Origin of the sequence: Embleya sp. NBC_00896, assembly GCF_045207785.1 — a bacterium.
In the GTDB taxonomy this organism is placed as follows: Bacteria; Actinomycetota; Actinomycetes; order Streptomycetales; family Streptomycetaceae; genus Embleya.
This window is the reverse complement of record NZ_CP108777.1, coordinates 1,868,238-1,892,923: the sequence shown is the minus strand read 5'-3', so window position 1 is coordinate 1,892,923 and position 24,686 is coordinate 1,868,238. Positions and strand designations below refer to the sequence as shown.

18 protein-coding genes and 1 riboswitch are annotated in these 24,686 nt (G+C 72.3%); of the genes, 6 read left to right on the top strand and 12 right to left on the bottom strand.

Annotated features, from left to right (window positions below; genetic code table 11):
• Window positions 1-7 precede the first annotated feature (7 nt).
• Together OG928_RS41845 and OG928_RS41840 are read right to left on the bottom strand one after the other, a co-directional pair.
• Complete coding sequence (locus OG928_RS41845; protein WP_331767251.1) at window positions 8-1,702, bottom strand: amidohydrolase family protein; 1,695 nt, start codon at window positions 1,700-1,702, stop codon at window positions 8-10.
• Entirely contained in the window at window positions 1,699-3,213 is a 1,515-nt protein-coding gene (locus OG928_RS41840) for an NAD(P)/FAD-dependent oxidoreductase (RefSeq protein ID WP_331767250.1), read from the bottom strand. The genes OG928_RS41845 and OG928_RS41840 overlap by 4 nt, the downstream gene beginning before the upstream one ends.
• A gap of 134 nt (window positions 3,214-3,347) precedes the next feature.
• On the opposite strand from OG928_RS41840, the gene OG928_RS41835 reads away from it, so the two are divergent.
• Window positions 3,348-4,052 carry an IclR family transcriptional regulator gene (locus OG928_RS41835; protein WP_331767249.1) on the top strand — a complete coding sequence of 235 codons (705 nt, stop codon included), beginning with the start codon at window positions 3,348-3,350 and terminating at the stop codon, window positions 4,050-4,052.
• A 102-nt stretch (window positions 4,053-4,154) separates the two neighbouring features.
• Here the strand turns inward: OG928_RS41835 and OG928_RS41830 are convergent, their stop codons facing one another.
• Window positions 4,155-4,415, bottom strand: coding sequence for a hypothetical protein (locus OG928_RS41830; protein ID WP_406291708.1), 261 nt, complete (start codon window positions 4,413-4,415; stop codon window positions 4,155-4,157).
• A gap of 619 nt (window positions 4,416-5,034) precedes the next feature.
• A complete protein-coding gene (locus tag OG928_RS41825; protein WP_331767248.1) occupies window positions 5,035-5,808 on the bottom strand; it encodes an IclR family transcriptional regulator in 774 nt (257 codons plus the stop codon).
• Between the two features lie 116 nt (window positions 5,809-5,924).
• Here OG928_RS41825 and OG928_RS41820 point away from each other — a divergent pair, with 116 nt between their 5' ends.
• Together OG928_RS41820 and OG928_RS41815 are read left to right on the top strand one after the other, a co-directional pair.
• Window positions 5,925-6,689, top strand: coding sequence for an SDR family oxidoreductase (locus OG928_RS41820; RefSeq protein WP_331767247.1), 765 nt, complete (start codon window positions 5,925-5,927; stop codon window positions 6,687-6,689).
• A gap of 515 nt (window positions 6,690-7,204) precedes the next feature.
• Window positions 7,205-7,843 carry a hypothetical protein gene (locus OG928_RS41815; protein WP_331767246.1) on the top strand — a complete coding sequence of 213 codons (639 nt, stop codon included), beginning with the start codon at window positions 7,205-7,207 and terminating at the stop codon, window positions 7,841-7,843.
• A gap of 235 nt (window positions 7,844-8,078) precedes the next feature.
• Here OG928_RS41815 and OG928_RS41810 read toward each other — a convergent pair whose 3' ends face one another.
• Genes OG928_RS41810 through OG928_RS41800 form a run of 3 tightly spaced genes read right to left on the bottom strand, consistent with a single transcriptional unit; the run spans window position 8,079 to window position 10,389 of the window.
• Window positions 8,079-8,789: a DivIVA domain-containing protein gene (locus OG928_RS41810; protein WP_331767245.1), complete on the bottom strand. Its 711-nt coding sequence runs from the start codon at window positions 8,787-8,789 to the stop codon at window positions 8,079-8,081.
• On the bottom strand, window positions 8,770-9,963 hold the full coding sequence (locus tag OG928_RS41805; RefSeq protein WP_331767244.1) for a globin domain-containing protein: 1,194 nt from the start codon (window positions 9,961-9,963) through the stop codon (window positions 8,770-8,772). Before OG928_RS41805 ends, OG928_RS41810 begins: the two co-directional genes overlap by 20 nt.
• A 3-nt stretch (window positions 9,964-9,966) precedes the next feature.
• Entirely contained in the window at window positions 9,967-10,389 is a 423-nt protein-coding gene (locus tag OG928_RS41800; RefSeq protein ID WP_331767243.1) for a group 1 truncated hemoglobin, read from the bottom strand.
• Window positions 10,390-11,419: 1,030 nt separating this feature from the next.
• Window positions 11,420-11,660: riboswitch (cyclic di-AMP (ydaO/yuaA leader) on the top strand.
• A gap of 31 nt (window positions 11,661-11,691) precedes the next feature.
• On the opposite strand from OG928_RS41800, the gene OG928_RS41795 reads away from it, so the two are divergent.
• The gene (locus tag OG928_RS41795; RefSeq protein ID WP_331768300.1) at window positions 11,692-12,939 is read left to right on the top strand and encodes a transglycosylase family protein; all 1,248 of its coding nucleotides are present in this window, start codon (window positions 11,692-11,694) and stop codon (window positions 12,937-12,939) included.
• 126 nt (window positions 12,940-13,065) lie between these two features.
• Here the strand turns inward: OG928_RS41795 and OG928_RS41790 are convergent, their stop codons facing one another.
• Together OG928_RS41790 and OG928_RS41785 are read right to left on the bottom strand one after the other, a co-directional pair.
• Window positions 13,066-14,115: a glycerophosphodiester phosphodiesterase family protein gene (locus OG928_RS41790; RefSeq protein ID WP_331767242.1), complete on the bottom strand. Its 1,050-nt coding sequence runs from the start codon at window positions 14,113-14,115 to the stop codon at window positions 13,066-13,068.
• A gap of 166 nt (window positions 14,116-14,281) precedes the next feature.
• The gene (locus tag OG928_RS41785) at window positions 14,282-14,764 is read right to left on the bottom strand and encodes a MarR family winged helix-turn-helix transcriptional regulator (RefSeq protein ID WP_406291705.1); all 483 of its coding nucleotides are present in this window, start codon (window positions 14,762-14,764) and stop codon (window positions 14,282-14,284) included.
• 117 nt (window positions 14,765-14,881) lie between these two features.
• Between OG928_RS41785 and OG928_RS41780 the strand changes: the two genes are divergently transcribed.
• Window positions 14,882-17,197: an MMPL family transporter gene (locus OG928_RS41780; RefSeq protein WP_331767240.1), complete on the top strand. Its 2,316-nt coding sequence runs from the start codon at window positions 14,882-14,884 to the stop codon at window positions 17,195-17,197.
• A gap of 64 nt (window positions 17,198-17,261) precedes the next feature.
• Here the strand turns inward: OG928_RS41780 and OG928_RS41775 are convergent, their stop codons facing one another.
• Window positions 17,262-18,722 carry a hypothetical protein gene (locus OG928_RS41775; RefSeq protein WP_331767239.1) on the bottom strand — a complete coding sequence of 487 codons (1,461 nt, stop codon included), beginning with the start codon at window positions 18,720-18,722 and terminating at the stop codon, window positions 17,262-17,264.
• A 219-nt stretch (window positions 18,723-18,941) separates the two neighbouring features.
• Entirely contained in the window at window positions 18,942-19,592 is a 651-nt protein-coding gene (locus OG928_RS41770) for a Type 1 glutamine amidotransferase-like domain-containing protein (RefSeq protein WP_331767238.1), read from the bottom strand.
• Window positions 19,593-20,098: 506 nt separating this feature from the next.
• On the opposite strand from OG928_RS41770, the gene OG928_RS41765 reads away from it, so the two are divergent.
• On the top strand, window positions 20,099-21,679 hold the full coding sequence (locus OG928_RS41765) for an ABC transporter ATP-binding protein (RefSeq protein WP_331767237.1): 1,581 nt from the start codon (window positions 20,099-20,101) through the stop codon (window positions 21,677-21,679).
• Between the two features lie 18 nt (window positions 21,680-21,697).
• Here the strand turns inward: OG928_RS41765 and OG928_RS41760 are convergent, their stop codons facing one another.
• A complete protein-coding gene (locus OG928_RS41760; protein WP_331767236.1) occupies window positions 21,698-24,607 on the bottom strand; it encodes a type 2 lanthipeptide synthetase LanM family protein in 2,910 nt (969 codons plus the stop codon).
• Window positions 24,608-24,686: the final 79 nt, after the last annotated feature.

Genomic DNA, 24,686 nt, shown 5'->3' with positions numbered 1-24,686 from the left:
TGCCGCGCTAGGCGCCGGCGGGGCGACGGGGCACGCGCAGGACTCGGCCGGGTAGGGTCGGCGGGTCCTGCGTGGTGCCGTCGAGTCGGATCGGGGTGCCGTTGACCAGCACGTGTCGGATGCCGACCGGCCGGTCGGCGGTGAGGCGTTCGCCGTCGGCCGGAAAGTCGCGGACCCGGCGGATCGGACCGGGGGCGACGGTGGCGGGGTCGAAGACCACGACGTCGGCCCAGTGGCCCTCGCGCAGGTAGCCGCGGTCGGTCAGGCCGAGCAGGTCGGCCTGGACGCCGGTCAGCTTGCGTACCGCGGTGCCCAGCGGCATCAGCTCGCGATCGCGGACCCAGTTGCCGAGGAAGTCGGTGGCCTGGGGCGCGTCGCAGAGTTGGCCGACGTGCGCGCCGGCGTCGGACAGGCCCAGCGTGCAGCGTTCGTCGCGCAGGATGGCGTACAGCGCGTCGGTGTCGTCGTTGGCCAGTACGCAGCGCACCCGGAGCAGTCCCGGGTCGCTCTCCTCTGCGGCCAGGTCGAGCAGGGTGTCCAGCGGATCGCGACCCGTGGCGATCTCGATCAGCGCGTGGTCGACCAGTTCGGGGTGCGCCGTGCTCTCCGCGATCCGGTAGGTCGCCCAGCGCGGGACCATGATCGCGCCCTCGGCCGACCACACCTCGCGGGCCCTGCGGCGGAACTCCGGGTCGGCGTAGGCGGCGACGCGGGCGGCCGCGTCGCCCGCCATCAGTTCGGCGAAGACCGGATTGGAGTTGAGCGTGAACGGCTCGGCCAGCCCGAACGAGAAGGCCAGCGGGCGCGGGCTGACCTGCGGCCACACCTGCGCGCCGCGTGCCCATCCGTCGCGATTGAGCGTCAGCAGCCGCTCGTGGTTTCCATTGCGCGCGGTCATCAGCGCGGTGTAGGTGAACGGTATGCCCACGCCCGGTTGCAGGTCGTACAGGTCGGCGATGGTCAGACCGGGGCCGGGGGTGAAGCCGACGATGCCGCGTCGTTCCTCGCCCGCCACGGCCAACAGCGCCTCCAGCTCGGCGCGTTCGCTGTGCCGGCTGGGTATGGCTTTGCCGTCGATGCCCTGGTGGGTGGGCGAGTAGCTGGTGGCGAATCCGGCGGCGCCGGCGCGCAGCGATGTGCGCAGCACCTCGGCCATCCGGGTGATCTCGTCGGCGGTGGCGGGGCGTTCGTAAGCGTCCAGGCCCATGACGTACAGCCGCAGCGCGGTGTGGCCGACGTAGGCGGTGAAGTTCAGGCCCACACCGTGCCGCTCGACCGAGTCGAGGTAGCCGGGGAAGTCGGCGAAGTCCCACGGGATGCCCGCGGCCAGGGTGGCGACGTCCATGTCCTCGACGTTCTCGAGGGTGCGGGCGATCACCTCGCGGTGTTCGGGGCGGGTCGGCGCGATCGAGAAGCCGCAGTTGCCGGCGACGACGGTGGTGACACCGTGGAAGCAGGAGGGGGTCAGCCGCGGGTCCCAGAACACCTGGGCGTCGTAGTGCGTGTGGATGTCGATGAAGCCGGGCGCGACCACGAGTCCGGTCGCGTCCAATTCCCCGGTGGTGTGCGGAACTTCGAGGTCGGGACCGATTTCGGTGATGCGGCCCTCGGTGATCGTGAGGTCGGCGCGGTAGAGGGTGGAACCGGTGCCGTCCGCAATCAGTCCGCCGCGGATCACCAGGGTGGGGGCCGGCGTGCTCATGCGCTCGCTCCTGGGTGTGGGGTGCGGGTGGTGCGGTAGTCGCCCAGGCGCAGCCGTCGGGTCTCCCACCAGTAGCGCCGCGCGGGGTAGGGCCATTGCGTGGTGATCCGGCCGTTCGGCGCGCGGAAGTAGCTGTCGCAGCCCTGCCACACGGTGCCGTCCATGGCCTGCTGGATCCGGGCGTTGAAGGCGTCCTGGATCTCGCGGCGCACCTCGACGTGCGCGAGGCGGCGCCGGGCCATCGCGCGCACGGCGGCGGTGATGTATCGGGCCTGCGCCTCCAGGACGAACAGGATCGAGCCGCCGCCCTGGTTGGTGTTCGGGCCGTACATCACGAAGAGGTTGGGGTAGCCGGCGACCGCCATCCCCAGGTACGCCTGGGCGCCGTCGCGCCAGTCGTCGCGCAGCCGGCGGCCGTCCCGGCCGAACACGTCGACGGCGGCCAGGTATTCGCCGGCGCGAAAACCGGTGCCCAGGATGATCGTGTCGACCTCGCGCTCGCGGCCGTCGACGGTGCGGACCCCGGACCTGGTGACCCGTTCGATCCCGGTGGTGACGAGTTCGACGTCGGGGCGGGCGAGCGCGGGGAACCAGGTGTCGGATGGCAGCAGGCGCTTGCAGCCGATCGGGTAGTCGGGGGTGAGCGCGGCGCGCAGGTCCGGGTCGTCGGGGATCTGTCGGCGCAGGTGGCCGTGGTGCCAGTTCTCCCGCTCGGCGGTGCGCGCGTCGGCGGTGTGGATCGAGGTGTTGCGCTCCAGTTGGGCCAGGATCTGCCACCGGTGTCGCCGGCCGGCGCCGGGCACGGTGCGGAAGCGGCGGATCTCCTCGGGCGTGTAGGGGCGCAGGAGCTTGGGCACGATCCACGCGGGCGAGCGCTGGAAGACGTGCACGCGCTCGGTGCGTTCGACGATCTCGGGGACGAACTGCACGGCGCTGGCGCCGGTGCCGACCACGGCCACCCGCTTGCCGGCGAGGTCGTGGTCGTGGTCCCAGCGGGCCGAGTGGAACACGTTGCCGGCGAAGCCGTCGAGGCCGACGAGGTTGGGCACGGCGGGCAGGTTGAGCATGCCGAGGGCGCTGATCAGGATGTCGACGTGGTGGCTCTCGCCGGACTCGGTGTGCAGTCGCCAGTGGTTCGCGTCGTCGTCCCAGCGGGCCTCGGTCACGGCGGTGGCCAGGCGCAGGTGTGGGCGCAGACCGAAGCGGTCGGCGATCGATTCGAGGTAGGCCAGGATCTCCGGCTGGTCGGCGTAGGTCCGGCTCCAGGCCGGGTTGGGCGCGAAGGAGAAGGAGTACAGGTGCGACATGATGTCGCAGGCCGCGCCCGGGTAGGTGTTGTCGCGCCAGGTGCCGCCGACGCCGGCGGACTTCTCGAAGATGACGAAGTCGTGGAAGCCGGCCCGCTTGAGCCGGACGCCCATGGCCAGGCCGCCCGCGCTGGCGCCGAGGACGCCGATCGTCGGACCCTGCGGGGTGCGGCGGTGGGGCCACGTCGGGCGCGGTGCCATCATGCTCGCTCCTTTCGTCGGCCGCGCGACTCACCCCGACTCACCCACGCTGAAGCGAGGTCACTATTTGACCCGAGGAATCGCTCTGTGACACCGTGACGGTAGCCGACACCCGTCTCCTTTGAAAGGGGTCCGCCGTGGCCGTGGGCCGACTGGGCACCGTGGAGAAGGCGATGCGCGTGCTGACCGCGATCTCCGAGCGGCAGCCGGTGACCGTGACCGGCCTCGCCCGGGCGTTGGACATCGACAAGAGCGCGGTACAGCGCACGGTGGTGACGCTGCGGGACGCGGGCTGGCTGCGGCAGGATCCGGCGAGCAGCGCGTGGAGTCTGGACGCGCAGGCCCTGGTGGTCGGTCGGCGCTTCGCCGGCGGGCTGCTCGATCGGGCCCGGCCGCATCTGGAGGCGCTCGCGCGGAGCACCGGCGAGACGGTGACGCTGTGGGTGGTGCGCGGGCCCTCGTTCGTGGCGGTCGACTCGGTCGACAGCGAGCACGCGTTGCGGATCGTGGTGCCGGTCGGGCTGCACGCGCCGCTGTCCACCGGGGCGGGCGCGGCGGCCTTCCTGGACGCGGACGCGCAGAAATTCCTGGGCGACGATCTACCCGCCCCGGCCGAGCTCGACGCGATCCGGTCCCGGGGCTACTACCTGACCACCGGCGGCTCCCCGGGCACGATCGCCATCGGCGCCCCGGTCTACCCGCCACAAGCCGGAACGGCCGCACTGGGCACGGTACTCATCACCGCGCCGACCTCCCGGGTGACCCCCAGCGAGCTGCGGGCGCGGGCCCCGGAACTGCTCCGGACGGCTGCGGCGATCTCGGGTCGGTTCGCTGGGTCGTGACGACGACGGCCGGTGGCCGACTCGTCGAGCCGGCCACCGGCCGTCGTGGTCGTGCTCGTACCTGTTCACCCGAACGAACCGCGCCCGCACGGGTTCCGGAGGTCAGGCCCGGTCCGTCTCCACCGGGATGACGCGTACGCTCCACCCGTCCTCGAGTTCGGCGCCGTCGATGGTGATCGCCTCGACGGCGCGGGAGTGGGGGTCGATGTCGGCCACGACGCCCTCGCCCGCGTAGCGCGGGTGGCCCGAGGCGCCGGTCTCGCCGGTGGCCTCGACGACGGCGGAGCGCACCGCCGGCCCTCGCGCGTCGGCGGCCATGTTCTGGTCGGTGAACGGGAAGATCTCGATCTCGAAGCGTTCCATGGGTCGGCCCATGCCCCCGTGGCGAGAATGCAAGCCCGCCCGGGAACGACGACAACCGCCCGCGATGGTTCCGGTTACGCGTGCGAGGTGCGGTGGTTCCGGTCGCGCGTGTGGGCCTGGGAGGGTCAGGGGCGCAGGATCGCCTTGCCCGGGTGGCTGCCGCCGCGCATGAAGTCGTCACGTCGTCGAACCCCCGGACAGGCGCGGGTCGGGGCCGCCAGTCGTCGGGAATCTCGGGATCCAGGCGGTACAGGGCGCCCGCGCCCGGGGTGTCGTCCTCGGCCTTGATGCCGGCGAAGAAGCAGCCGGCCCCGTCGCAGGCGCCGTCGTTCATCCGGTCGGAGGCCTCATGCCACTCCTTCGTCCCATCATTCCGTCTAGCGGAACGCAATTCCATGTAGCGACGTCAAGAGGCCCCATGCCGGCCGGCAGCCGACCTGGGAGTGCAGAGCAAATCTCTTACCACTACGGCCAGTTGGTCGACGGCACACCACCAGCCCGCCCGGCGCTTGAGGACAACCGGCACCAGGCCAACCCCACCAGCCCGTCCGGCGCTTGAGGACAAGGGCACCAGGCCCCCAGCCCGTCCGGCGATTGAGGACACCGAACGCGCCGCCAACTAGCCCGCACCACCCGCCCACTCGCCCACCCGCGCACGCAACGTCGAAGCCAGCTCGGCAATCCGCCCCGACGTCATCCGAGACTTCAACCCCGTCACACTGATCGCAGCAGTCGGCGCGGCCCTCCCAAGGAAGAGTGGCACGGCCACACACCGCAACCCCAACTCGTTCTCCTCCAGGTCGGTCGCGTACCCGCGCCTCCGCACCTCGTCCAGCTCCGCCGCCAACTTCGGCACCGACGTGAAGGTGTGCCGGGTCGCCGCCCGCAAGGGCAACCGCGGTGTGGCCCACGCCCGCAGCGCCTCGTCCGTCGGGTAGGTCCAGGCCAGCAGCGCCTTGCCGACCCCCGTGCTGTGCGCCGGATTTCGCCCACCGATCACCGACGAGAGCTTCACCGCCCCGGACGCCTCGACCTTGTCCAGATAGACCACCTCGCCGCCGTCCAGAATCGCGACATGCACCGTCTCGTCCATCACCCGGCGCAGGTCGGCCAGCAGCGGGTGCACCATCGAGCGCAGGTCGATGTCGTCGTGGAAGCGGAACGCCGTCGCGAGGAGCTGACTCCCGATGAAGTACGGGCCGTTAGGCTCCGGTTGCGCCGCGAACCCGCGGTGCTTCAGCGCTCCGAGCAGTCGGTGCAGGGTGCTCTTGGGCACGTCGAGATCGCGCGCGAGTTCCTCGAGCGTGATGCCGCGGGGCATCTCGCCCATCCGCATCAGGACCCGCAGCGCCCGATCGACGCTGATCACGGGCGATTCGCTCTTGCCGGCCAAGGTCCCCCCTTGAGGTAGCCAAAATGGGATGGCATTCCGTCTGATGGAATGATAGGCCGTATCGCGCAAACGCTGGTAGCGTCCCGGCTCATCGGAGTCACGGAGGAGAAGCAGCGATGCGCGGACTCATCGGTAAACGGGTACTGGTCAGCGGTGGCAGCAGCGGCATCGGCCTGGCGGCCGCCCGACGCTTCCTCGAGGAGGGGTGCCGGGTGTTCGTGGGCGGCCTCGACGCCGCCGAGGTCCGGCAGGCCGTCACCGAGTTGCGACCGTACGGCGAGGTCTCCGGATTCGCCGCGGACGTCAGCCTCGTGGAGGGTGCCAACGCCTTGGTCGACGCCGCCGCCGAGGCGCTCGGCTGCATCGACGTGCTCGCGAACAACGCCGGCATCGCCTGGCGCGAACCCTTCCTGGAGATCACCCCGGAGCACTTCGACCGGATGCTCGCGGTCAACCTGCGCGGGATGTTCCTGGTCGCGCAGGCGGTCGGCCGGCACATGATCGGCCGCGGCGGCGGGGCGATCGTCAACATGTCCTCCACGAACGGGATCGCGGGCGAGGAGGACTACGCGCACTACAACGCCTCCAAGGGCGGAGTCCTCCTGCTGGGCAAGACCATGGCGGTGGAGCTGGGCCGGTACGGGATCCGGGTGAACACCCTGTGTCCCGGATACATCCGTACACCACTGAACGCCTCGATCGCAGGCGCGATGACCGACGGCGAATTCGAGGCGAGCCATGTCGCCGACCGCATCCCGCTCGGGCGCGCCGGACTGGCCGAGGAGGTCGCCGCCGCCTACGCGTTCCTGGCGTCCGAGGACGCGGCCTTCGTGCACGGCGCGGAGCTCGTCGTCGACGGCGGCCAGCTCGCCGTGATGTGACGGCGCCTCATCCAACCTGTGCGGCTCGCCGTCGTCGAGCCGGGCGTCACCACCGCCGCGCTCGCGGCGGGCGCGAACGGACACGGCCTGCGGGGCGGGCCGGCCTGCGGCCCGCTTGTCCTCAAACGCCGGACGGGCTGTTCGGCCTCAAACGCCGGCCGGGCTATGGGTAGCGCCCGCCCGGCGTGAGGACAACGGGACGAGGCCACCCTCCAGCCCGTCCGGCGTTGGAGGACAAGCGGGCCGCAGGCCGGGAGATCCCACCACGCCCACACCGAGCGGCCGCCTACATGCGGCGGTGGGCGGGTTCGCGCTCGACGGCGGCGTCGACCGCGTGACGATCGACAACCCCATGGTGGAGGGATTCCACTCCTTCTCCGTGCGCGCCGGACGCGGTGGGCATGGGTTGCAGATGAAGTGGTGGCGGTATGTGGCCGTGCCGGCCGCGTGCGCGCGTGCGCCCGGCGGAGCGCCCGGCCGTCGGCGGCCTCGGCGGCCCCCGCTACCGTACGGGAATGGACAACCGTGTTGCCGAGAACGAGGTCGGTTCGGGCGTGGGTTCCGCCGCGCCGCCGACCGCAGACCGGGTCCGGGTCGCCGCGCGACTGGTCACCGACGTCCTCCAGCCGCGCAACACCCTCCTGGTCGGGCTGATCACCCTCGGCGCCGTCGTCGCGCGCTCGTGGACCGGCGCCGCGTGGGGCCTGGTCGCTGCCGGCTGCGCCGGCATCGTCCCGGCCGCGTACATCCAGTGGGAGCGCCGGCGCGGCACATGGGGCGACCGGCACGTCGTCGACCGGCGCCAACGGCCTCGGATCTTCGCGGTGATCCTGACCTCCATCGGCGCCGGCACCGCCCTGATGCTCGCCGCCGGCGCCCCGAACCGCCTGGTGGTCGCGATGCTCGCGATGTGGGGCATGACCGTCGTCCTGCTGGTCGTGAACGCCGCGTGGAAGATCAGCGTGGACTGCACCGTGGCCTCCGCGACCGTCGCCCTGCTCGCCGTCGCGGGCGGCGCCTGGTGGCTGACGGGTTACGCCGGCGTGGTCGCCGTGTGCTGGTCCCGAGTCGCGTTGCGCTACCACACCCTCGCCCAGACCATCGCCGGCACGACCCTGGGAGCAGCCGCCGCCGCGGCACTCACCCTCGGCTGACCACCCGCGAACCGGCGATCGGCGATCGGCCAACCCCGTGCCCACCGACACCGCCGTCCCGTCGAACCCGAAACTCACGGCCGGCACCGGCAAGCAACCGCCGATCCGCCGGGGCGTGGTCCGGAGCGGCGACGTCGGGGCAGCGAGCGGCCCGAGGCCCGAGGCGCGGGTCCTCGCCGGTGGGTGGGGCATCCACCGGCAAGGACCCCTGTCCGCAAGGCCGGTCACGCCCCGACTACGGCCGGTACCCCGCCCCCGGGGTCGGTCCCGCGGACAGGAAGTCGGTCGAGGGGAAGTTCGCGGGCAGGTCCGCGAGTTTGGCCACCTCGCGAGCGAACGACTCCGACGCGGCGGTGAGTTGCACCTGGATCGCGTGGCAGAACGCACGCAGCCACGCCACCCGGCGCTGCATCTCCTCCAGCTCGGCCGCGTACTCACCGCCCGCCTGCGCCCGATACGCGCGCGCCGCGTCGTTCGCCGCGGACTCGGCGCTCGCCTGCGCGTCCCGCAGCATCTCGTCCGCCTGCCGACGGGCCTCGCCCATCACCTGGCGGCAGTACTGCTCCGCCTGCGCGACGTACGCGTCCGCCTGCTGCTGGGCCTGCGACAGCATCGCGACCGCCTGCTTGTCCGCCTTGACGGCCGGCACCAGGGACGTCGACGCCTGCGTCTGCGGACCGGTCTCGACGCCCTGCTGCCGGTACCACTCGCGGAGCCGATCGATCTCCGCGCGCAGCCCGGACTTCTCGGTGTCGCTCGCCGCGATGTCCTCGGCGATCCGGCCGAGGAACATCTTGACCTCTTCGACGTCGTAGCCCCGGCGGGCCAGCGACGCGCGGTTGAACTCGGTGGAGCGGACCCGCTGCGGAGTCAGCGGTGTGCGGTGCCGGATCGCCGACCCGGGGTGGGGTCGGCCTCGTTCTTCGTCACCACGCGGCTGATTCATGACTGACCTCCGTCGATCGGTTCGCGGTCGCCGGGGACTGCCCGGGCTGCGCGTAGCCGGCGAATTCCTCGTAGTGCAGTCGTTCCTCCGGCAGACCGGCGGAACGCAACTTCGCGAGGCCGGTCGTGACCAGGTCCGGTGAACCGCAGAGGTACACCTCGTGGGCGCCCCAGGGACCGTGCCGCAGTGCCACGTCCACGGGTTCCCCGATCTCGCCCCGATACGCCGGGTCCTCGGAGACCGTGGGGATCACCGTCAACCACTCGCACGCCTGCGCGTACGCCTCCAGGGCGGGCAGGTCGTACAGCTCGCGGGTCTGGCGCGCGCCCGCGTAGACGACCGCGCGCCTGCGGATGGCGCCGTAGTCGTGTTCGGACTTGATGTGCTCGATCAGGGCCTTGAACGGGGCGAGCCCGGTGCCGCCGGCGAGCAGGACCACATCGCGTCCGCCGGTGCCGTCCAGCGTGAGCCGCTGTCCGACGGGCGCGCCGAGCCGCAGCATGTCGCCGGCCTGGATGCCCTGGGCCAGCGCGGTGCTGACGCTGCCGCCGTCGACCACCCGCACGTGGAATTCCAGCGTCCCGTCCGCCCGCGGCGCGTTGGCGGGCGAGAAGTAGCGCCACATGCGGGGCCGCAACGCGGTTTCCACCGCCACGCTCTGGCCGGGCACGAAGTCGAGTCGGGTGTGCGGGCGGACGGTCAGCACGACCAGTCCCAGGCCGCGGCGTTCGTGTCGGATGACCTCGGCGTCCCACCACGCGGGTGTGGTGCGGGCCGATTCGTCGGCCGCGTCGCACATCACCTTGGCGACGAGTCCGTACGCCGCGCCCCAGTCGGCGGCCAGCTGCGGGGTCCACGCGCTGCCGGCGAAGTGTTCGAGCGTCGCCAGCAACGCCTCGCCCACCGCGGGGTAGTGCTCGGCCACAACCGCGAACTTGCGGTGGTCACGGCCGAGTTGCCCCAGGAAGACGACCAGGGTGTCCAGGTCGTCGACGTTCGAGACGACGTGTCCCAGCGCCTCGACGAGCTTGCCGCGCTGCCCGGCCATGGAGACCGGGAACATCTCGCGCGTCTGCGGGTGGGTGAGGAACAGGGACGAGTAGAAGTACAGCGGTACCTGATCGCCGTGCGCCGCCACCAGGCGCCAGCTCTCCTTGAGGCGGGTGGTGTCCACGACTCAGCGGACTCCCTCGGCGACCGCGCCGTCGTCCTGGACGATGTCGTCGCGCACGGCCTTCAGGGTCGAGGCCACGGCGTCGGCGATGTGGGTCGGCGCGCCCATCTCGCCCAGGACGTCGAGCAGGTACGCCGAGACCTTGTCGTAGTGCGGGCCGGTGACGCCGAGTCCGGTGTGCGCGGCGGCCAGGGTCCGCCCGTCGTAGGTCTCGGGGCCGCCGAGGACGGACGCCAGCAGCAGCGCCTGGTGGCGCTTGACGGCCGACACATCCGAGCGCTCGAAATACGGGGCCAATTCCGGATCGGCCAATACCAGGCGATAGAAGCGGTCCACTGCCTCACGAATAACCGGGCCACCGCCGAGTTGCTCGTACATCGTCTGCTCGGAGATCGCTTCGGACGTCGAAGCATTCGTTTCGGACATGTTACTCGCGCTCCCTCGGTCGGATATTCGAGCAGAGCACAGCATCCGGGTCTCACGTGTCGAATGTCAATGAGAGCAATGCGTCATTTTGGTCCGGTTGCGACCTGAAATCCACTGAGCCGGCTGCGATCATTCGAATTCGCTCCGGAAGTAGAAAACTCGTTTCCGCCGACCGCTCCCCCCGATAGGGAAGCGGGTCCGCCGGAGCGCAGCGCCGGTGCGGCGGCCCGGCACGCGCCGGATCGCCAGAATTGTCGGCCGGTATACACCGGACATGTACTCGCATTGTGTCGACTGTCGGGAAACCGATGGAAAGACGGACGTGCGGCGGCGATTCCACCCCATGCTTCGCAATGGCGTCGCAGGGGTGCACCGATTGCACCGATCGGAACGAGCGCGAGGATCAACGAAGATTCAACGAAGATCAACAGGGATCAACGAATCCTTGCCCCCGCAACAATTCACCGTCGAATATTCCCGTGGCCAAGGAAGCGTCAATCGCCTCGCCGATACACAATCCCAGGTCATGTGGCATGGAAGATCAAATCGCGCGGTGATTCGAGATATTCGATGGCCGTACTCGCCGGCGGCCACTCCCCGCCGCCGAGATCCTCGGCGGGCGTCTCGCACCGGCGCCGCGCTCGGCTTTGCCGGCGCGACCCACCTCGGTCGCGACCGGCTGGCGGCGCGACACCACGGCGGCGGCCGTCGACCGGCGGCAGAGTGAGCCACCGAACGAGCCGCCGGCGGTCGTCGACGTTACGCACGTCACATCGCACGCACCGATGGTCAGGCTCTCGCACGGACCGTGAACCGCACTTCCGCAATTCTCACGAAGCGTAATTCCCGGATCACCGAAATGACAAGCCCTCGGACACAATGCGTGCACGACTCGGGACTTTCGGTTCCCATATTCCGCCGATTCGACACGATTCAGCGATTTCTACCGATCGTGATGTTTGGATCCGAGTGGGTGTTGTGCGTAGTTTGGTGCTTCCGCCGCACCGGTCTGGTGCACCAGCGGATTGCGCCTCCCGGTTCGCCGAATCCTGCCGCCGGAGGGGCCACGGTACGAGTACCCGAAAGGCAGGAGCGGGGGAACCAAGTGGTACGCCGTCATGGGCGTCTGCACAGACATGTGCGCGGACGCCCTATTTGGACGGCTTGGGGTGAAGCCGCGTCTCCTCACTCGTGAGGGACCAGACACGGCCGGGCGAGACTCTCCAGCCCGAATCCGACAGCTCACTTCGTAGGCGTGGGAGAAGGAAACTCTTCGTGCAGTCGTTCAACACCCCTGCCCGCATGCCCAAGAAGACCCGCCTCGCCCTGACCGTCGGCATGGCCGGCGCGATCGTCGCCGCCCCGCTGATCGGTGGCCTCGCGACCGCCAACGCCGCGTCGGTCTCGACCTGGGACAAGGTCGCCATGCTCGAGAGCTCGGGCAACTGGCACATCAACACCGGCAACGGTTTCTACGGTGGCCTCCAGTTCACCCAGAGCACCTGGACCGAGTTCGGCGGCACCAAGTACGCCCCGCGTGCGGACCTGGCCACCAAGGACCAGCAGATCGCCATCGCGGAGAAGGTCCTCGCCGTGCAGGGCCCGGGCGCGTGGCCCAACACCTCCGGCCCGTCCAACCTGACCAAGGGCAGCGCGGCTCCGGCCGTCAGCCCCTCGGCGAAGGCCGAGAGCAAGGCCACCGTCAAGGTCGCCCCCAAGGCCGCCACGACCGAGAAGTCGGCCGAGTCCAAGCCCGCGCCGAAGATCGAGGTCAAGTCCTCGAACGGCACCTACTCCGTGGTCAAGGGCGACACCCTGTCCAAGATCGCCGCGGCGAAGGATGTCGAGGGCGGCTGGCACAAGCTGTACAAGGACAACCGCTCCGTGATCGGTGGCAACCCCAACCTGATCCAGATCGGCCAGAAGCTCACCCTCTCCGGTGCGGCCTCGTCCTCCTCGTCCTCGGACGACAGCGACAAGGGCACCGACAAGGGCACCGAGAAGACCTCGACCGCCCCGTCGACCCCGACCAAGGCCTCCGTCTCGGTCAAGGTCGCGCCGAAGCCGGTCACCAAGGCCAAGGCGCCGGTCGCGCCGAAGGCGAAGGCCTCCGCCGAGGTCGCCCCCGCCACCAAGAGCAACTCGTCCGGCTACGTCGCTCCCGTGAGCGGCTCGCTGGGTACCGCGTTCGGCACCGGCGGCAAGCTGTGGTCCAGCGGCAGCCACACCGGTCAGGACTTCGTCGTCGGCACCGGCGCGAGCGTCAAGGCGATCACCTCCGGCACGGTCGTCAAGGCCGGCAACGGCGGCGCCTACGGCAACGAGGTCGTCATCAAGCACGCGGACGGCAAGTACTCGCAGTACGCGCACCTCTCCAGCATCAGCGTGAGCGCGGGCAGCAAGGTCAGCACCGGTCAGCAGATCGGCCGCTCGGGCGCGACCGGCAATGTGACCGGCCCGCACCTGCACTTCGAGATCCGCACCACCCCGAACTACGGCAGCGGCATCAACCCCGTCACCTACCTCCGCGCCCACGGCGTGAACCTCTGATCCCAGAGTCACCCAACGCGGTAGCCACAGGGCCGTGCCCGTCGACCACCAGGTCGACGGGCACGGCCCTGTCGGCGTCCCGACACGCCTTCTTCGCCGAACACCCCCACCCCGCCCCCGCCGAGCTCACCCGGCCGGGTAGGCCCGCGGCAGCCGGTAGCCGCGGTCGGCCAGCAGCGTGCGGAGGCGGTCGGGGTAGTCCGTGATCAGGCCGTCGACGCCGTCGTCGACGAGCTTGGCCATGGTCGCCGGGTCGTCGACCGTCCACGGCACGACCTTGATGCCGAGGGCGTGCGCGCGGGCGACCAGTTCGCGGGTCACGTACGGGCGGTAGTTCGGGTCGGTGACCGTGCCGTTCTGCGGGAAACCGTGCACCGGTGAGAACGTCCTGGCGCCGATCGTCCTGATCGCGCGCAACGGGTCGCCGCCGAAGTCGTCGATGTCCAGGCCACCCAGCCACGGCGACGCGCCCGGTTGCCCGACCTGGAGGAAGTCGTAGTTGGTCAACGCGACCAGGGGCAACCGCGGTTCGACCTCGCGCATCCGCTTGAGCGCGCCCCAGTCGAAGCTCTGTACGGTCACCTGGCGCAACAGCCCGGCCCGGCGCACCTCGTGGGCCACCGTCCGGACGAACTGCTCGCGCGGCGCGGTCTCCTGCGGAGCGCCGGCCTCGACCTTGGTCTCCACGTTGAGCCGAACACCGCGCGCGTGCCGGCGGTTCACCAGGTCGAACACCTCGGTGAGCAGCGGCATTCGGGCGCCCGGCGAGGTGCGCTGCTCGGGGAAGCCGGGGAACTGCCGCGACCCGCAGTCGAGCGTGCGGACCTGCGCGAGGGTGAGCGTGTTGACGTACTTGCCGACGTAGGGGAACTCGGGATCGCCCGCCCGCGCCGGCCCGGTGTCGGCGCACTTGCGGCCGTCGACCTTGCGGTCGTGGGTGACGACCGCGCGGCCGTCCTCGGTGATCTGGACGTCGAGTTCGAGCGTGGACACGCCGAGGTCGAGCGCTTTCGAGAACGACGCGATCGTGCTCTCCACGGTCAGCCCGAGGCCGCCGCGATGGGCCTCCAGGTCGAAGGTCCGGCCGTGTGTGGCGGTGGCGCCCGCCGTGCTCGGCAGGGCGGCGATGGCCGCCCCGGCCAGGACCGCGGCCGTGCCGGTCTTCCATCGGGACATGGGCGTCTCCTTCGCTCCGGTCGACGCCCACAACTCTCGCCCGCGCAAGGTGATGCGCGGGGAAGCGGATCGTGGCATCCGGACGAAGTCGTGGCGTCCGAACGGGGCTCGGGCTCCCACCGGCCCGCTCCGGGGCCCGGACGAGGAAGCGCCGGGCGGCGGCCGTTCAGCAGCCGGCGCCGGGCGACTCCTCGGACCATCCCGGCCGGTGCGCGGCGAGCAGCAGGCCCGCCGCGTCGTGCACGACCTGCCGGTCCGCGGCCGACACGGCGGTGAAGAACGCGTCCTCGGCCTCGTCGAGCAGTCGCGTGCTCTCCGCGACCAACGCCCGGCCGGCATCGGTGACCTGGATGACGTGCCGCCGGCGGTCGCGGGGGTTGCGACGGCGTTCGGCGAAGCCCCGCGCCTCCAACTCGTCGAGCACACCCACCAGCACATTGGGGTCGATCCCGAGCAGCCGGCTGACGTCCTGTTGGGACAGCGAGTCGTACGTCAACAGGGTCTCCAGCACGTGCACGTGCTTGGACTTCACGCCGAGTGTGGCGAGCGTCCGATCGGCGAGCACCAACAGGAGATCGGCCAGCTTGACCAGCCGGTACCCGGTTCTCGCTCCCATCGGCGGACGCCTCGTGGTGGGTCGGTCCGTCATGCCCACATGTTAGCGGTCCCACATCATATGCCGTCTAGACGGACCGTCATACATATCGTATGTTTCACATACGATCATTCGATCCGATCAACCCACCGACCCACGAAAGGTTCGGCGATGTTCGCTGCCCTGGCGCGCCTGACCACGGCCCGCCCCCGACTGCTGCTCCTCGGTGCCCTCCTCCTCCTGATCGGTGCCGCCCTGCTCGGTCGCGGCGTCGGCGACCGTCTCCTGGGCGGCGGCGCCCAGGACCCGGCGTCGTCGTCGGCCCGCGCCGCCGCCGCGCTCGACCGCGACTTCCCCGGCAGCAGGCCCAACCTGGTCCTGCTCGTCGGCGCCGACCAACCCCTGGACGCGCCCGCGATCGCGGCCCAGGCCAAGGAACTGACGGACCGGCTGGCCGCCGAGCCGGACGTCAAGGGCGTCGTCTCCTACTGGACCACCGGCGCGCCCACCCTGCGCACCGACGACGGCCGGCACGCGCTCGTCCTCGCGCACATCGAGGGCGAGGACACCGCCGCCTCCGACGCGTTCGAGCGGATGGCCCCGCAGTACCGGGGCGAACGCGGAAACCTCGACGTCGAGGTCGGCGGCAGCGTCGCGGTCCGACACGACATGCAGGCCACCATCTCCGAGGACCTGGTCCGCGCCGAGCTGATCGCGCTGCCGATCACGCTGCTGATCCTGATCCTGGTCTTCGGCAGCCTGGTCGCCGCGCTGCTGCCGCTCGGCGTGGGCATCCTGGCCATGGTCGGCACGAACGCGGTGCTGCGCGCGGTCTCCTCGGTCACCGACGTGTCGGTGTTCGCGCAGAACCTGACCACCGTGCTCGGCCTCGGACTCGCGGTCGACTACGGCCTGTTCGTGGTCCGCCGCTACCGCGAGGAACTCGCCGCCGGCGCGCCGCCGACCCGGGCCGTCGCGACGATGCTCAACACGGCGGGCCGCACGGTGGTCTTCTCCGCGCTCACCCTCGCGGTGTCCCTGGCCGCGATGCTGGTGTTCCCGCAGTACTTCCTGCGCTCGTTCGCGTACGCCGGCATCCCGGTGGTCCTGCTCGCCGCGTTCGGCGCGCTCGTCGTGCTGCCCGCCGCGCTCGTCCTGCTCGGTCATCGGGTCGACAAGGGCGACCTGCGCGGTCCCCTTCGCCGCCTCGGCGCGAAACTGCGCCCCGGACGCACGCGCCCGACCGACGACCTCGCGGCCGGTGCGACCGACGACCCCGCCGCGGCCGACGCCGGCAACTGGTACCGCCTCACCGGCGCGGTCATGCGCCGGGCCCCGCTCGTCGCCGTGCTCACCACCGGTGTCCTGGTCGCGCTCGGACTGCCGTTCCTGGGCGTACAGTTCGGCAGCGCGGACGACCGGCAGCTGCCGAAGTCGGCCGAGTCCCGGCAGGTCCAGCAGGTCATCCGGGACCACGTGGACGGACGGCCGACCGGATCCATCGAGATCGTCGTACGCACCGGGCAACAGCCCGACACCACCGCCGACTACAGCGCCCGGCTCTCCGCGCTGGACGGCGTCGCCCGCGTAGTCGGTCCCGGGGGCACCTTCGAGCGCGGCGCCCGCACCGCGCCCGCCGGCCCCGCCGAGACCGGCCGCCGCGCCGCCGGCAGCGCGTACATATCCGTCGTCCCCGCCATCGAGGACCTCTCCGCCGCCGGGCAGGACCTGGTGCACGACGTGCGCGCCGTACCCGCCCCCGGTCCCGCGCTGATCGGCGGATCGGCCGCCGAACTCGTCGACAGCAAGCACGCGATCGGCAGCCGGCTGTGGCTCGCGGGCGGGCTGATCCTGCTGACCACGTTCGTCCTGGTCTTCCTGCTCACCGGCAGCGTGGTGCTGCCGATACTGGCGATCGTCTTCGCCGCGCTGAGCCTGACCGCGATGTTCGGCGCGGTCGTGTGGGTGGTCCAGGACGGCCACCTCTCCGGCCTGCTGGACTTCACCGCGACCGGTTCGATCGAGACCGCGCTGCCCGTGCTGATGTTCTGCATCGCGTTCGGGCTCTCGATGGACTACGGCGTATTCCTGATCTCGCGCGTCAAGGAGGAGCACGACCGCACCGGCGACCACCGCGGGGCGGTCGCGACCGGACTCGCCCGGACCGGCGGGATCATCACCGCCGCCGCCTGTGTGCTGGCCGTCGTGATGGCCGCGATCGGCACGTCGCGGGTGACCAACACGATGATGCTCGGGGGCGGTCTGGCGCTCGCGGTACTGGTGGACGCGTTCGTGGTGCGCAGCCTGCTGGCCCCCGCGATCCTGGCCCTCGTGGGCAAGGCGACCTGGTGGGCCCCCGGCCCGCTGCGCCGCTTCCACGACCGCTTCGGCTTCGCCGAGGGCGGGCCGGCGGCGGCAACGGCCGGGGCTCCGGCGGCCGACGACGAGCCCGAGCCGCTCGACCGGACGCCGGCGACCACCGGCTGACGCGGCGCGGCGGCGCGACCGGAGCACTCCGGTCGCGCCGCCGCGGCGTCGGTTCGGCCTCGGCTCAGCGGCGGTACAGGACCGCCTCGGGCGCGGTCGCGGTGAGCGTGGCCGACCCCGCGGGGACGGACACCCGCCGACCGGGGCGGTCGTCGGCGCCCAGCAGGAACGCGCGATTGACCCCGTGCACCGTCACGGCCGCTCCGGTGTCGGTGCCCGCGACCGTGCGGATCGCCACCACCTCCACGATGTCCGAGACCTTCGTGCCGGCGGGCAGCCGTACCGTCGTCGCCGCCGGATCGTCGCGCTGGAGCGACCAGTCGACCCGGCCGCGGTCCGAGCGGTACAGCGTCGGGTCGCCCTTCAGGCGCACGCCGAGCGTGACCCCGACCCAGCCGACGGCACCGGGCGCGGGCGCCGCCGTGCTCTTGCGGACGACGGCGTACAGGTAGTCGCGCGGGTCGGCGATCAACGTCGTGGTGTCGGCGGGCGGGTCGGCCACCACCCGGCCCTCGCGGCGCACTTCGTCGGTCATCACCGGGTACACCCACGGGTGCCGGTCCACCATCTCCTCGCGCGCGGTCCGGGTCGGGTCCACCAGCCGCTCCAGCGCGGCCGGCGCGAAGCGCATCGGGTTGTCCACGACATCGCACAGGTTGTTGTTGAGCGTGCAGGTCTGGAGCAGCGGGTGGCCGTCCTCGTAGCGGCCCGCGAACGGCGTCGTGCCGTGGTTGGGCGACTGGAAGAACGCCGTGCCGGGCACCGCGCGTCCCTGGCGGTCCACCTCGACCCGATAGGCCCACTCTATGTCGGTCGTCCGGCCCCACCGGGCCATCAGGGCGGGCGTCGAGGTGCCGCCGTCCTCGTTGCTCCACACGATCGTGTAGGTCAGCACCCGATGGCCGGGCGTGGCCGCCGGGGCCTGCTGGTGCCACGCCAGTACGGGCGTGTCGCTGACCGCGTTCTGGAACGGCCCGGTCGCGCCGCCCGGCACGCCGGCGATGCTCCGGCCGTACAGGACGGGCGCGTTCGCGGCCACCGCGTGATCGCGGTCGTTCTCGGCCACGGTGTCGGTACGCACCCGCGAGACCCGGACCACCGATCCGGCCGGCGACGAGCGGTCGGCCGCGTAACGGATCGTCAGCTTGTGCCGACCCTTGCGCAGCGCCCCGAGGGCGAACGAGCGCTCGGTGGGCGTGGATCCGAAGACCACGACATCGCCGGCGGGCCGGTCGTCCACGAACAGTTGCAGGACCGCGGACTCGGCGCCCGGCGTCCCCCAGTCGATTCCCGGCGCCGCGACCGTCAGCGACACGAATCCCTCACCGTCGCGGGCGGTCCCGAACGGGATCACGACCGGCCGGCCGTCGCGATGCACGCCGAACGCGCCGCGCGCGTTCGCGTCCACCGTCGCGTTCGTGGCCTGGGCGGCGGGGACGGGACCGGCCAGGACGGCCGTGGTGGCGAGGACGGCTGCGGCGATGCCGGATCGGCGCAGGCCATCGGAGCGAGATCGACCGAACACGAGAATCCCCCGAAGATCGTCGGCGAGCTTGTCGCGCCCACCGTGCCGAGCCGGGACCGTCCGGGCCAAGGGGGTCCGCCACAAGTTCGGCCAACCGTCATCGTCCGGCCCTCGGGCCGTCATGCGCCGGTGCCGTGGCCGCAAGGATTTACCGAAACCCTTCCGGCGGCGGTTCCTGACGGCCTCCCGAACGGCTCTCGTACGCCCCGCCGGGAGGGGTCAGTGCACGGCGGCCTCCGCGCCGTCCACGACCAGGACCTGACCGTCGCGCAGGGTACGGTGCGCGGTGCCGGCCGCGCGGTAGCCGGCGGCGACGAGGTCGAGGGCCGCCGACTCGGGGTGCTCGGGTGAGTCCACGTGCGGCACGACGGCGTGGTCGAGGATGCCGAGGCCGGCCCAGGGCGTCGGGTCGCCGTAGGTCTCGGGCACCACGTCCGGATCGTCGCAGCGTTCCAGGCCGCGCAGGCTCGGCGCGAGCACGCAGGCGCCGGCGCTGTATCCGGCGTAGACCAGCGCGTCGCGGCGCAGCAGGTCGGTCAGCGCGACGTCCGCGCCGCTGCGCGCGAGCGCGTAGCGCAGCATGAACACGTTGCCGCCGCGGAGCCAGACCGCGGGGAACCGGGCGAGGACGGCCCCGACTTCGCCCGGGGGCCGGTCGAAGAACGCGCGCAGGTCGACCTCGCTCGGGCGCAGCCCCAGGGCCCGGAGCGCGCCGACCTCGCGCTCGACGCCGGCCGCGCGCTCGGTCGCGGACTGGCCGTCCATGGCGTCGGCGACGACCGCGATCTCGCCGGGTCCCGCGGCGCCCAGCAGGTCGAGCAGTCGGTCGGGGTGGTCGCCGATCCGAAAGGAGGAGAGGTACATGCGCATCGCAGAACCCTAAACGCGATGCCCTGCTGTCGTGGGCCGGATCCGCGGTCTGTTCGGCTTTCCGTTCGGGCGTCTGTTCGGCGGTCTGTCGAATCGGTGGCCGGCGTGCGACGCGGTGCCGGATGCTCGACTCCTGGACGCCGCCTTCGTCGCGTCGTCGGGGAGGGGATCGGCATGGAGGGGCAACCACAACCGGAGCAGGGCGAGTTCGGCGAGCTGGGTGGGGAATCGGAGAACTCGTTCGACGGCGAGGCGGCCGGCGCCGGGCTGGGCCGGATGCTGACCCGGCTGCCGGTCGCCCTGGCACAGGTGTGGCGGCTGGCCTGGGCGGCGAGTCGGCGCGGGGCGGTGGTGTTGGTCACCGCGCAACTGGCCGCCGGGGTGGCCGCGGCGCTGGCGCTGTTGGCCACGGTGCGGGCGCTCGGTGCGCTGTTCGCGTCGGGTCCGACGCCGGATCGGGTCGGTGACGCCGTGCCGGCGGTGGTGGCCGTGGTGGTCGCCACGCGGTGCGGGCCGCCTTGGAGATCGTGGTGGGCGCGGCCCAGGCGCGACTGTCCCCGGGGGTCCGGCGGGTGGCCGAGGACCGCCTGCACGCGGCGGCGGTCGGCGCGGAGCTGGCCGCGTTCGACGACGCCGACTGGCACGACGCGCTGGCCCGCGCCCGTGATCGCGGCATCGACCACGCCCAACTGGCCCTGGGCCACGCCGTCGAACTGCTCGGGGCGGCGGTCGGCCTGCTGGTCGGGATCGGGGTGGTGACCGGCCTGCACCCGCTGCTGCTGCCGCTGTTGGCCCTGTCGGTGGCGCCCCAGGGGTGGGCCGCGCTGCGGTCGGCCCGGATCGGCTTCGAGGGGATGGTGCGCCGGATGTCGGTGTATCGGCGGCTGTGGCTGTTCGCCGATCTGCTCACCTCCCGGGAGGCGGCGGCCGAGGTCCGGGCCTGCACCGCCGAGCGCCCGCTGCTGGCCGAGTTCCGGCGCCTGGCCGAGCTCGTGGAGCGCGAGGAGGTCCACGTCGGCTACGCGCAGACCCGGGTGGGCGCGGTCGGTCGCGCGCTGTCGGGGCTGGCCCTGGGGGCCACGTACGCGGCGCTGGGTCTGCTGGTGCACGCCGAGATCGTGCCGCTCGCCGTGGCCGGCACCGCCGTCCTGGCGGTCCGTGCCGCGAGCGGCTCGCTGGCCACGCTGATGGTGGCCGTCGACCGGCTCTACGAGAAGTCCCTCTACATCACCGACTATCACGCGTTCCTCGCCGAGGCGGCGGTGCGCGCCCGACCGGCGGCGGTCCGTCCCGCTCCGGTCGGATTCGACGAGATCCGGCTGAGGGACGTGCACTTCGCCTACCCCGGCAGCACGCGCCCCGCGCTGCGCGGCATCGACGTGGTCGTCCGCCGGGGTGAGATCGTCGCGCTGGTCGGCGAGAACGGATCCGGCAAGACGACGCTGGCCCTGCTGCTCGCCGGACTGCACCGCCCGGACAAGGGGACGCTGCACTGGGACGGCACCGACCTGGCCGACGTCGACGCCGCCGGGGTCCGGGACCAGGTGGCGCTGGTGATGCAGCAGCCCACCCGCTGGCCGCTGACGGCGCGCGGCAACATCGTCCTGGGCCGCACCGACCGCCCGGACCCGGACGGCTCCGCCGTGGTCGGCGCCGCCCGCGACGCCGGGGCGCACACGATGATCGAGCGGCTGCCGGACGGCTACCGGACCCTGCTGTCGAAGAAGTTCCGCGACGGCGTGGACCTCTCCGGCGGCCAGTGGCAACGGATCGGCGTCGCGCGGGGCTTCTACCGCGACGCGCGGCTGCTGATCGCGGACGAGCCGACGGCCGCGCTCGACGCGCGCGCCGAGCAGGCGGTGTACGAGAACATCCGCCGACTCGCCGCGGGCCGCACGGTCGTCCTGATCACCCACCGCCTGGCCTCGGTGCGGGACTGCGACCGGATCGTCGTCCTGCACCGAGGCGAGGTGGTCCAGCAGGGCACGCACGAGCAACTGCTGCGCGCGGGCGGCGAGTACGCGGAGATGTACCACATCCAGGCCGCCGCCTACGCCGACCGGGACGCCCCCGGGCGGACGAGTTGATCGCGCGCCGGGCAGCCTCTAGAGCTCGTCCAACAGCAGCAGCGACGGCACCCGGTCCGTCGCCCCGGAGCGGCGCATCCGCAGGAGTTGGTACAGGGCGCCCGAACTGCCCGGCAGCAGGCTCGCCGTCGTCGTGTGCGCCACCTCCGCGGCGAGCGGTCCGTACTCCTCCAGGCCGGTGAGCACGATCGCGTCCAGCCGGTCCCGAGTCGGCGCCTGCCCCGCGGGGGCCGCCGGCGCCTCGGCCGCGGCCGACACCGCGTCGATCAACTCCCAGGCGCCCAGGTCCCCGTGGCACAGCGTGTAGTCCCACCCGAAGCCGGTGCGCCAGGTGGCGGCGGCCGCGCGGACCGCCCGGTCGAGGTGGCCGGGTTCGCCGGTCCTGACGTGCAAATCCCACGCGGCGAGGCCGACGCCGGTGCTGCCGTGGCACCACGAGTCGAGGTAGAGCACCTGCCCCTCCTCCCGGCGGTCGAGCCAGTTCCCCGCCCCCGGCCGGTACAGGCTCTCCTGGAACGCGCAGGCCGCGTCCGCGAGTTCGGTCCAGCGCGGATCGCCGGTGGCCAGGCCGAGTCGGGCCAGGGCCCAGCCGATCCCGGCGGCCCCGTGCGCGAATCCGCCGATGCCCTGCGGGAAGGTCTCCGACGCCCACCGGGCGGTCGGCCCCGCGCCGCCCGGGTCGATCACGGCGCGCTCGGCCAGATGCCGTCCGGCGGACTCGGCGAGTTCGATCCACCGCCCGTCGCCGGTGCGTCCGGCCAGCGCCAGGAGCGGCACCACGAGTCCGGCGGCGCCGGCGGCGATGTCGAGCATCGTGTCGTCCCCGAGCAGGCCGGGGACGCGCGCGGCGTGCCGAATCGCCCGCTCCAGTTCCTCCGGGCGCCCGGAGGCCCGGTGCAGCGCCAGCCAGGTGCGGATGCCCGACCCGATCCCGTCGAAGGCGCCGAGGCGGCCGGTGGGCACGGTGTCCTCCATCGCCGCCAACGCCCGGACCGCCCCGTCGGCGATCGCCGACAACCCCTCCACCGCCGGCACGTGGCCCGCGAGCGCCTCGGTCCGGTAGGCGTGCAGCGCCAGCGCGACGCCCGCCTGACCGCTGTACAGGTCGGCGGCGAACGGCCGGACGTTGAAGCCGCTGTCGGTGTAGACCGGGCCGATCCAGGTGGCGGTCCCGTCGTCGCCCATGACGGCCCGCGCGCACAGGTCCCGGGCCAGCCGGTCGGCGAGGTCGCGCCGCCGGGCGTCCGCGTCGCCGGTCCGGGGCACCACCGCGTGGTGCCGGTCGCCTTCCGGCATCGCGCTGCGGTCGCGGTACACGCCGAGCAGCGACGAGCGGATCATGCCCTCCTCGAAGGCCGGGTCGCCCGCCCGCCAGCGCTGGACGCTCTGCTCGATCAGCTCGCCGGGTTCCCCCCAGCTCGTCCCGCGCGGGCCGGCCATCAGACCGTGCTCGGGCAGCATGGTGAAGAACGGGACGTCGCCGTCGAGCAGGTCGGCGACCTCGGCGGCCACCACGTCGGGGTCGGTCGGGGCGCCGTGCAGCGCCTTCGCCTGACGGGTCAGTACGTCGCAGGCGCGGGCGACCGCCGGTGCCTGCTCGTGCAGGGACGCGGGGTGCCAGAGCATGCGGGTGAGCTCGACGTAGACCTGGGTGGGCCGCAGCACCACGCGCAGGTCGCAGCCGGTGAAGACGTCCAGGGTCGGGCGCAGTCGACCGGCCCGATCCAGCGCGTCCAGGCGCCCGCGCAGGTCGAGGTAGCCGCGCACGATGTCGTCCTGGTGGGCGATCGGATCGGGGTCGGGGACGGGCAGGTTCGCCGACCCGGGTATGTCGGCGGGCTCCATCGCGAGCCGGGCCAGGTCGGTGCCCGCGTCGGCGATCACCGGCACCGGCACCCGGGGCTGCTGGCCGGGCAGCGCGCCCACCGCCGACATGTCCACGCCCTGGAGCGCGAGTTGGGACAGCCGCAGCGGGAGCAGGCCGGTCCGAAGCACGGTGTTGCGCACCGAGGCCGCCGCCCGGTCGAAGGCGTCGCCGAGCCCGCTGGGGCCGACGTACGGCTCGGGGCTGAAAAGGGTCTCGCAGTCCACCACCCAGGCGACCGGGCCGCACGCGATCACGTTGTCCGAGTGCAGGTCGGTGCCGCCGAGCAGTTGGATGACGCACATCCACTCGCCGAGCCCCTGGTAGAAGCGGGACTGTTCGGCGGCGTCGGCGCAGTAGCGGTGGTCGATGTGCTCGGCCCAGCCGTAGCCGTCGCCCTCCACCACCCGGGGCACCGAGATCCGCCCCTCGGGCGGGGTGCCGTCGAGCAGCACGTCCAGGGTCGCGGCCAGCGCGGTGTCCACGGCGAGCGAACGCGGCTTGTACACCGCCGGTCCGCCCTCGAAGCGGACCAGCGCCACGGTCCGGCCGCCGCGGTGGGAGTCGCCGGCGTCCATCGAGATCTCGGTGAGCTCCCCCGCCTGACCACCCAGGAGGGTGTCCAGTCGGGGCCGGTCGGCGGCCAGGCGTCGGGCGAGCGCGAGCACGGCGGCGCAGCGGTTGCGGACCACCCGGTCCAGGCGCGGCCCGAACGCCGGATAGTGCGCGTCGAGCCCGGACCAGAACCGGGGCTCGGCGGCGAGTTCGAGGAACTCGTCCCAGCGCTGCTCCGAGGTCTCCCGGGTGAGCCGGCCCGACATCCGGGCGGCATGCAGTTCGAGGAGCAGCAGGCGGTTGGCCTTGGGCCGTACCGCGCCCAGGAGACTGCGGTGGGCGGCGCGCAGCACCGTCTCCCGCTCGGCGGCCGAGAGCGCCTGTGCCGCGCCGGCCAGACGCCGGCGCAGGCGGTCGAGGGCGGGCCCGACCAAGGGCTCGAACGCGGCGTCGAACTCGCCCGCGTCGTCGTACGTCACCACGGGATGGGGCCGGACCGGGACCGTCATGCTCGGATTGCCTCCCATCGATGACGAACCCGCCTCCCGGGCCGGTGCGTGCGAGTGCACCGGGTTTCGGGAGACGGGT

What these genes read in the sequence shown, in the direction of transcription:
- OG928_RS41760 (WP_331767236.1), bottom strand. Translation starts at nt 24,607, where the DNA reads ATGACGGTCCCGGTCCGGCCCCATCCCGTGGTGACGTACGACGACGCG.
- OG928_RS41785 (WP_406291705.1), bottom strand. Translation starts at nt 14,764, where the DNA reads ATGACGGACCGACCCACCACGAGGCGTCCGCCGATGGGAGCGAGAACC.
- OG928_RS41795 (WP_331768300.1), top strand. Translation starts at nt 11,692, where the DNA reads ATGCCCAAGAAGACCCGCCTCGCCCTGACCGTCGGCATGGCCGGCGCG.
- OG928_RS41845 (WP_331767251.1), bottom strand. Translation starts at nt 1,702, where the DNA reads ATGAGCACGCCGGCCCCCACCCTGGTGATCCGCGGCGGACTGATTGCG.
- OG928_RS41800 (WP_331767243.1), bottom strand. Translation starts at nt 10,389, where the DNA reads ATGTCCGAAACGAATGCTTCGACGTCCGAAGCGATCTCCGAGCAGACG.
- OG928_RS41780 (WP_331767240.1), top strand. Translation starts at nt 14,882, where the DNA reads ATGTTCGCTGCCCTGGCGCGCCTGACCACGGCCCGCCCCCGACTGCTG.
- OG928_RS41815 (WP_331767246.1), top strand. Translation starts at nt 7,205, where the DNA reads ATGGACAACCGTGTTGCCGAGAACGAGGTCGGTTCGGGCGTGGGTTCC.
- OG928_RS41810 (WP_331767245.1), bottom strand. Translation starts at nt 8,789, where the DNA reads ATGAATCAGCCGCGTGGTGACGAAGAACGAGGCCGACCCCACCCCGGG.
- OG928_RS41790 (WP_331767242.1), bottom strand. Translation starts at nt 14,115, where the DNA reads ATGTCCCGATGGAAGACCGGCACGGCCGCGGTCCTGGCCGGGGCGGCC.
- OG928_RS41770 (WP_331767238.1), bottom strand. Translation starts at nt 19,592, where the DNA reads ATGCGCATGTACCTCTCCTCCTTTCGGATCGGCGACCACCCCGACCGA.
- OG928_RS41820 (WP_331767247.1), top strand. Translation starts at nt 5,925, where the DNA reads ATGCGCGGACTCATCGGTAAACGGGTACTGGTCAGCGGTGGCAGCAGC.
- OG928_RS41840 (WP_331767250.1), bottom strand. Translation starts at nt 3,213, where the DNA reads ATGATGGCACCGCGCCCGACGTGGCCCCACCGCCGCACCCCGCAGGGT.
- OG928_RS41830 (WP_406291708.1), bottom strand. Translation starts at nt 4,415, where the DNA reads ATGGAACGCTTCGAGATCGAGATCTTCCCGTTCACCGACCAGAACATG.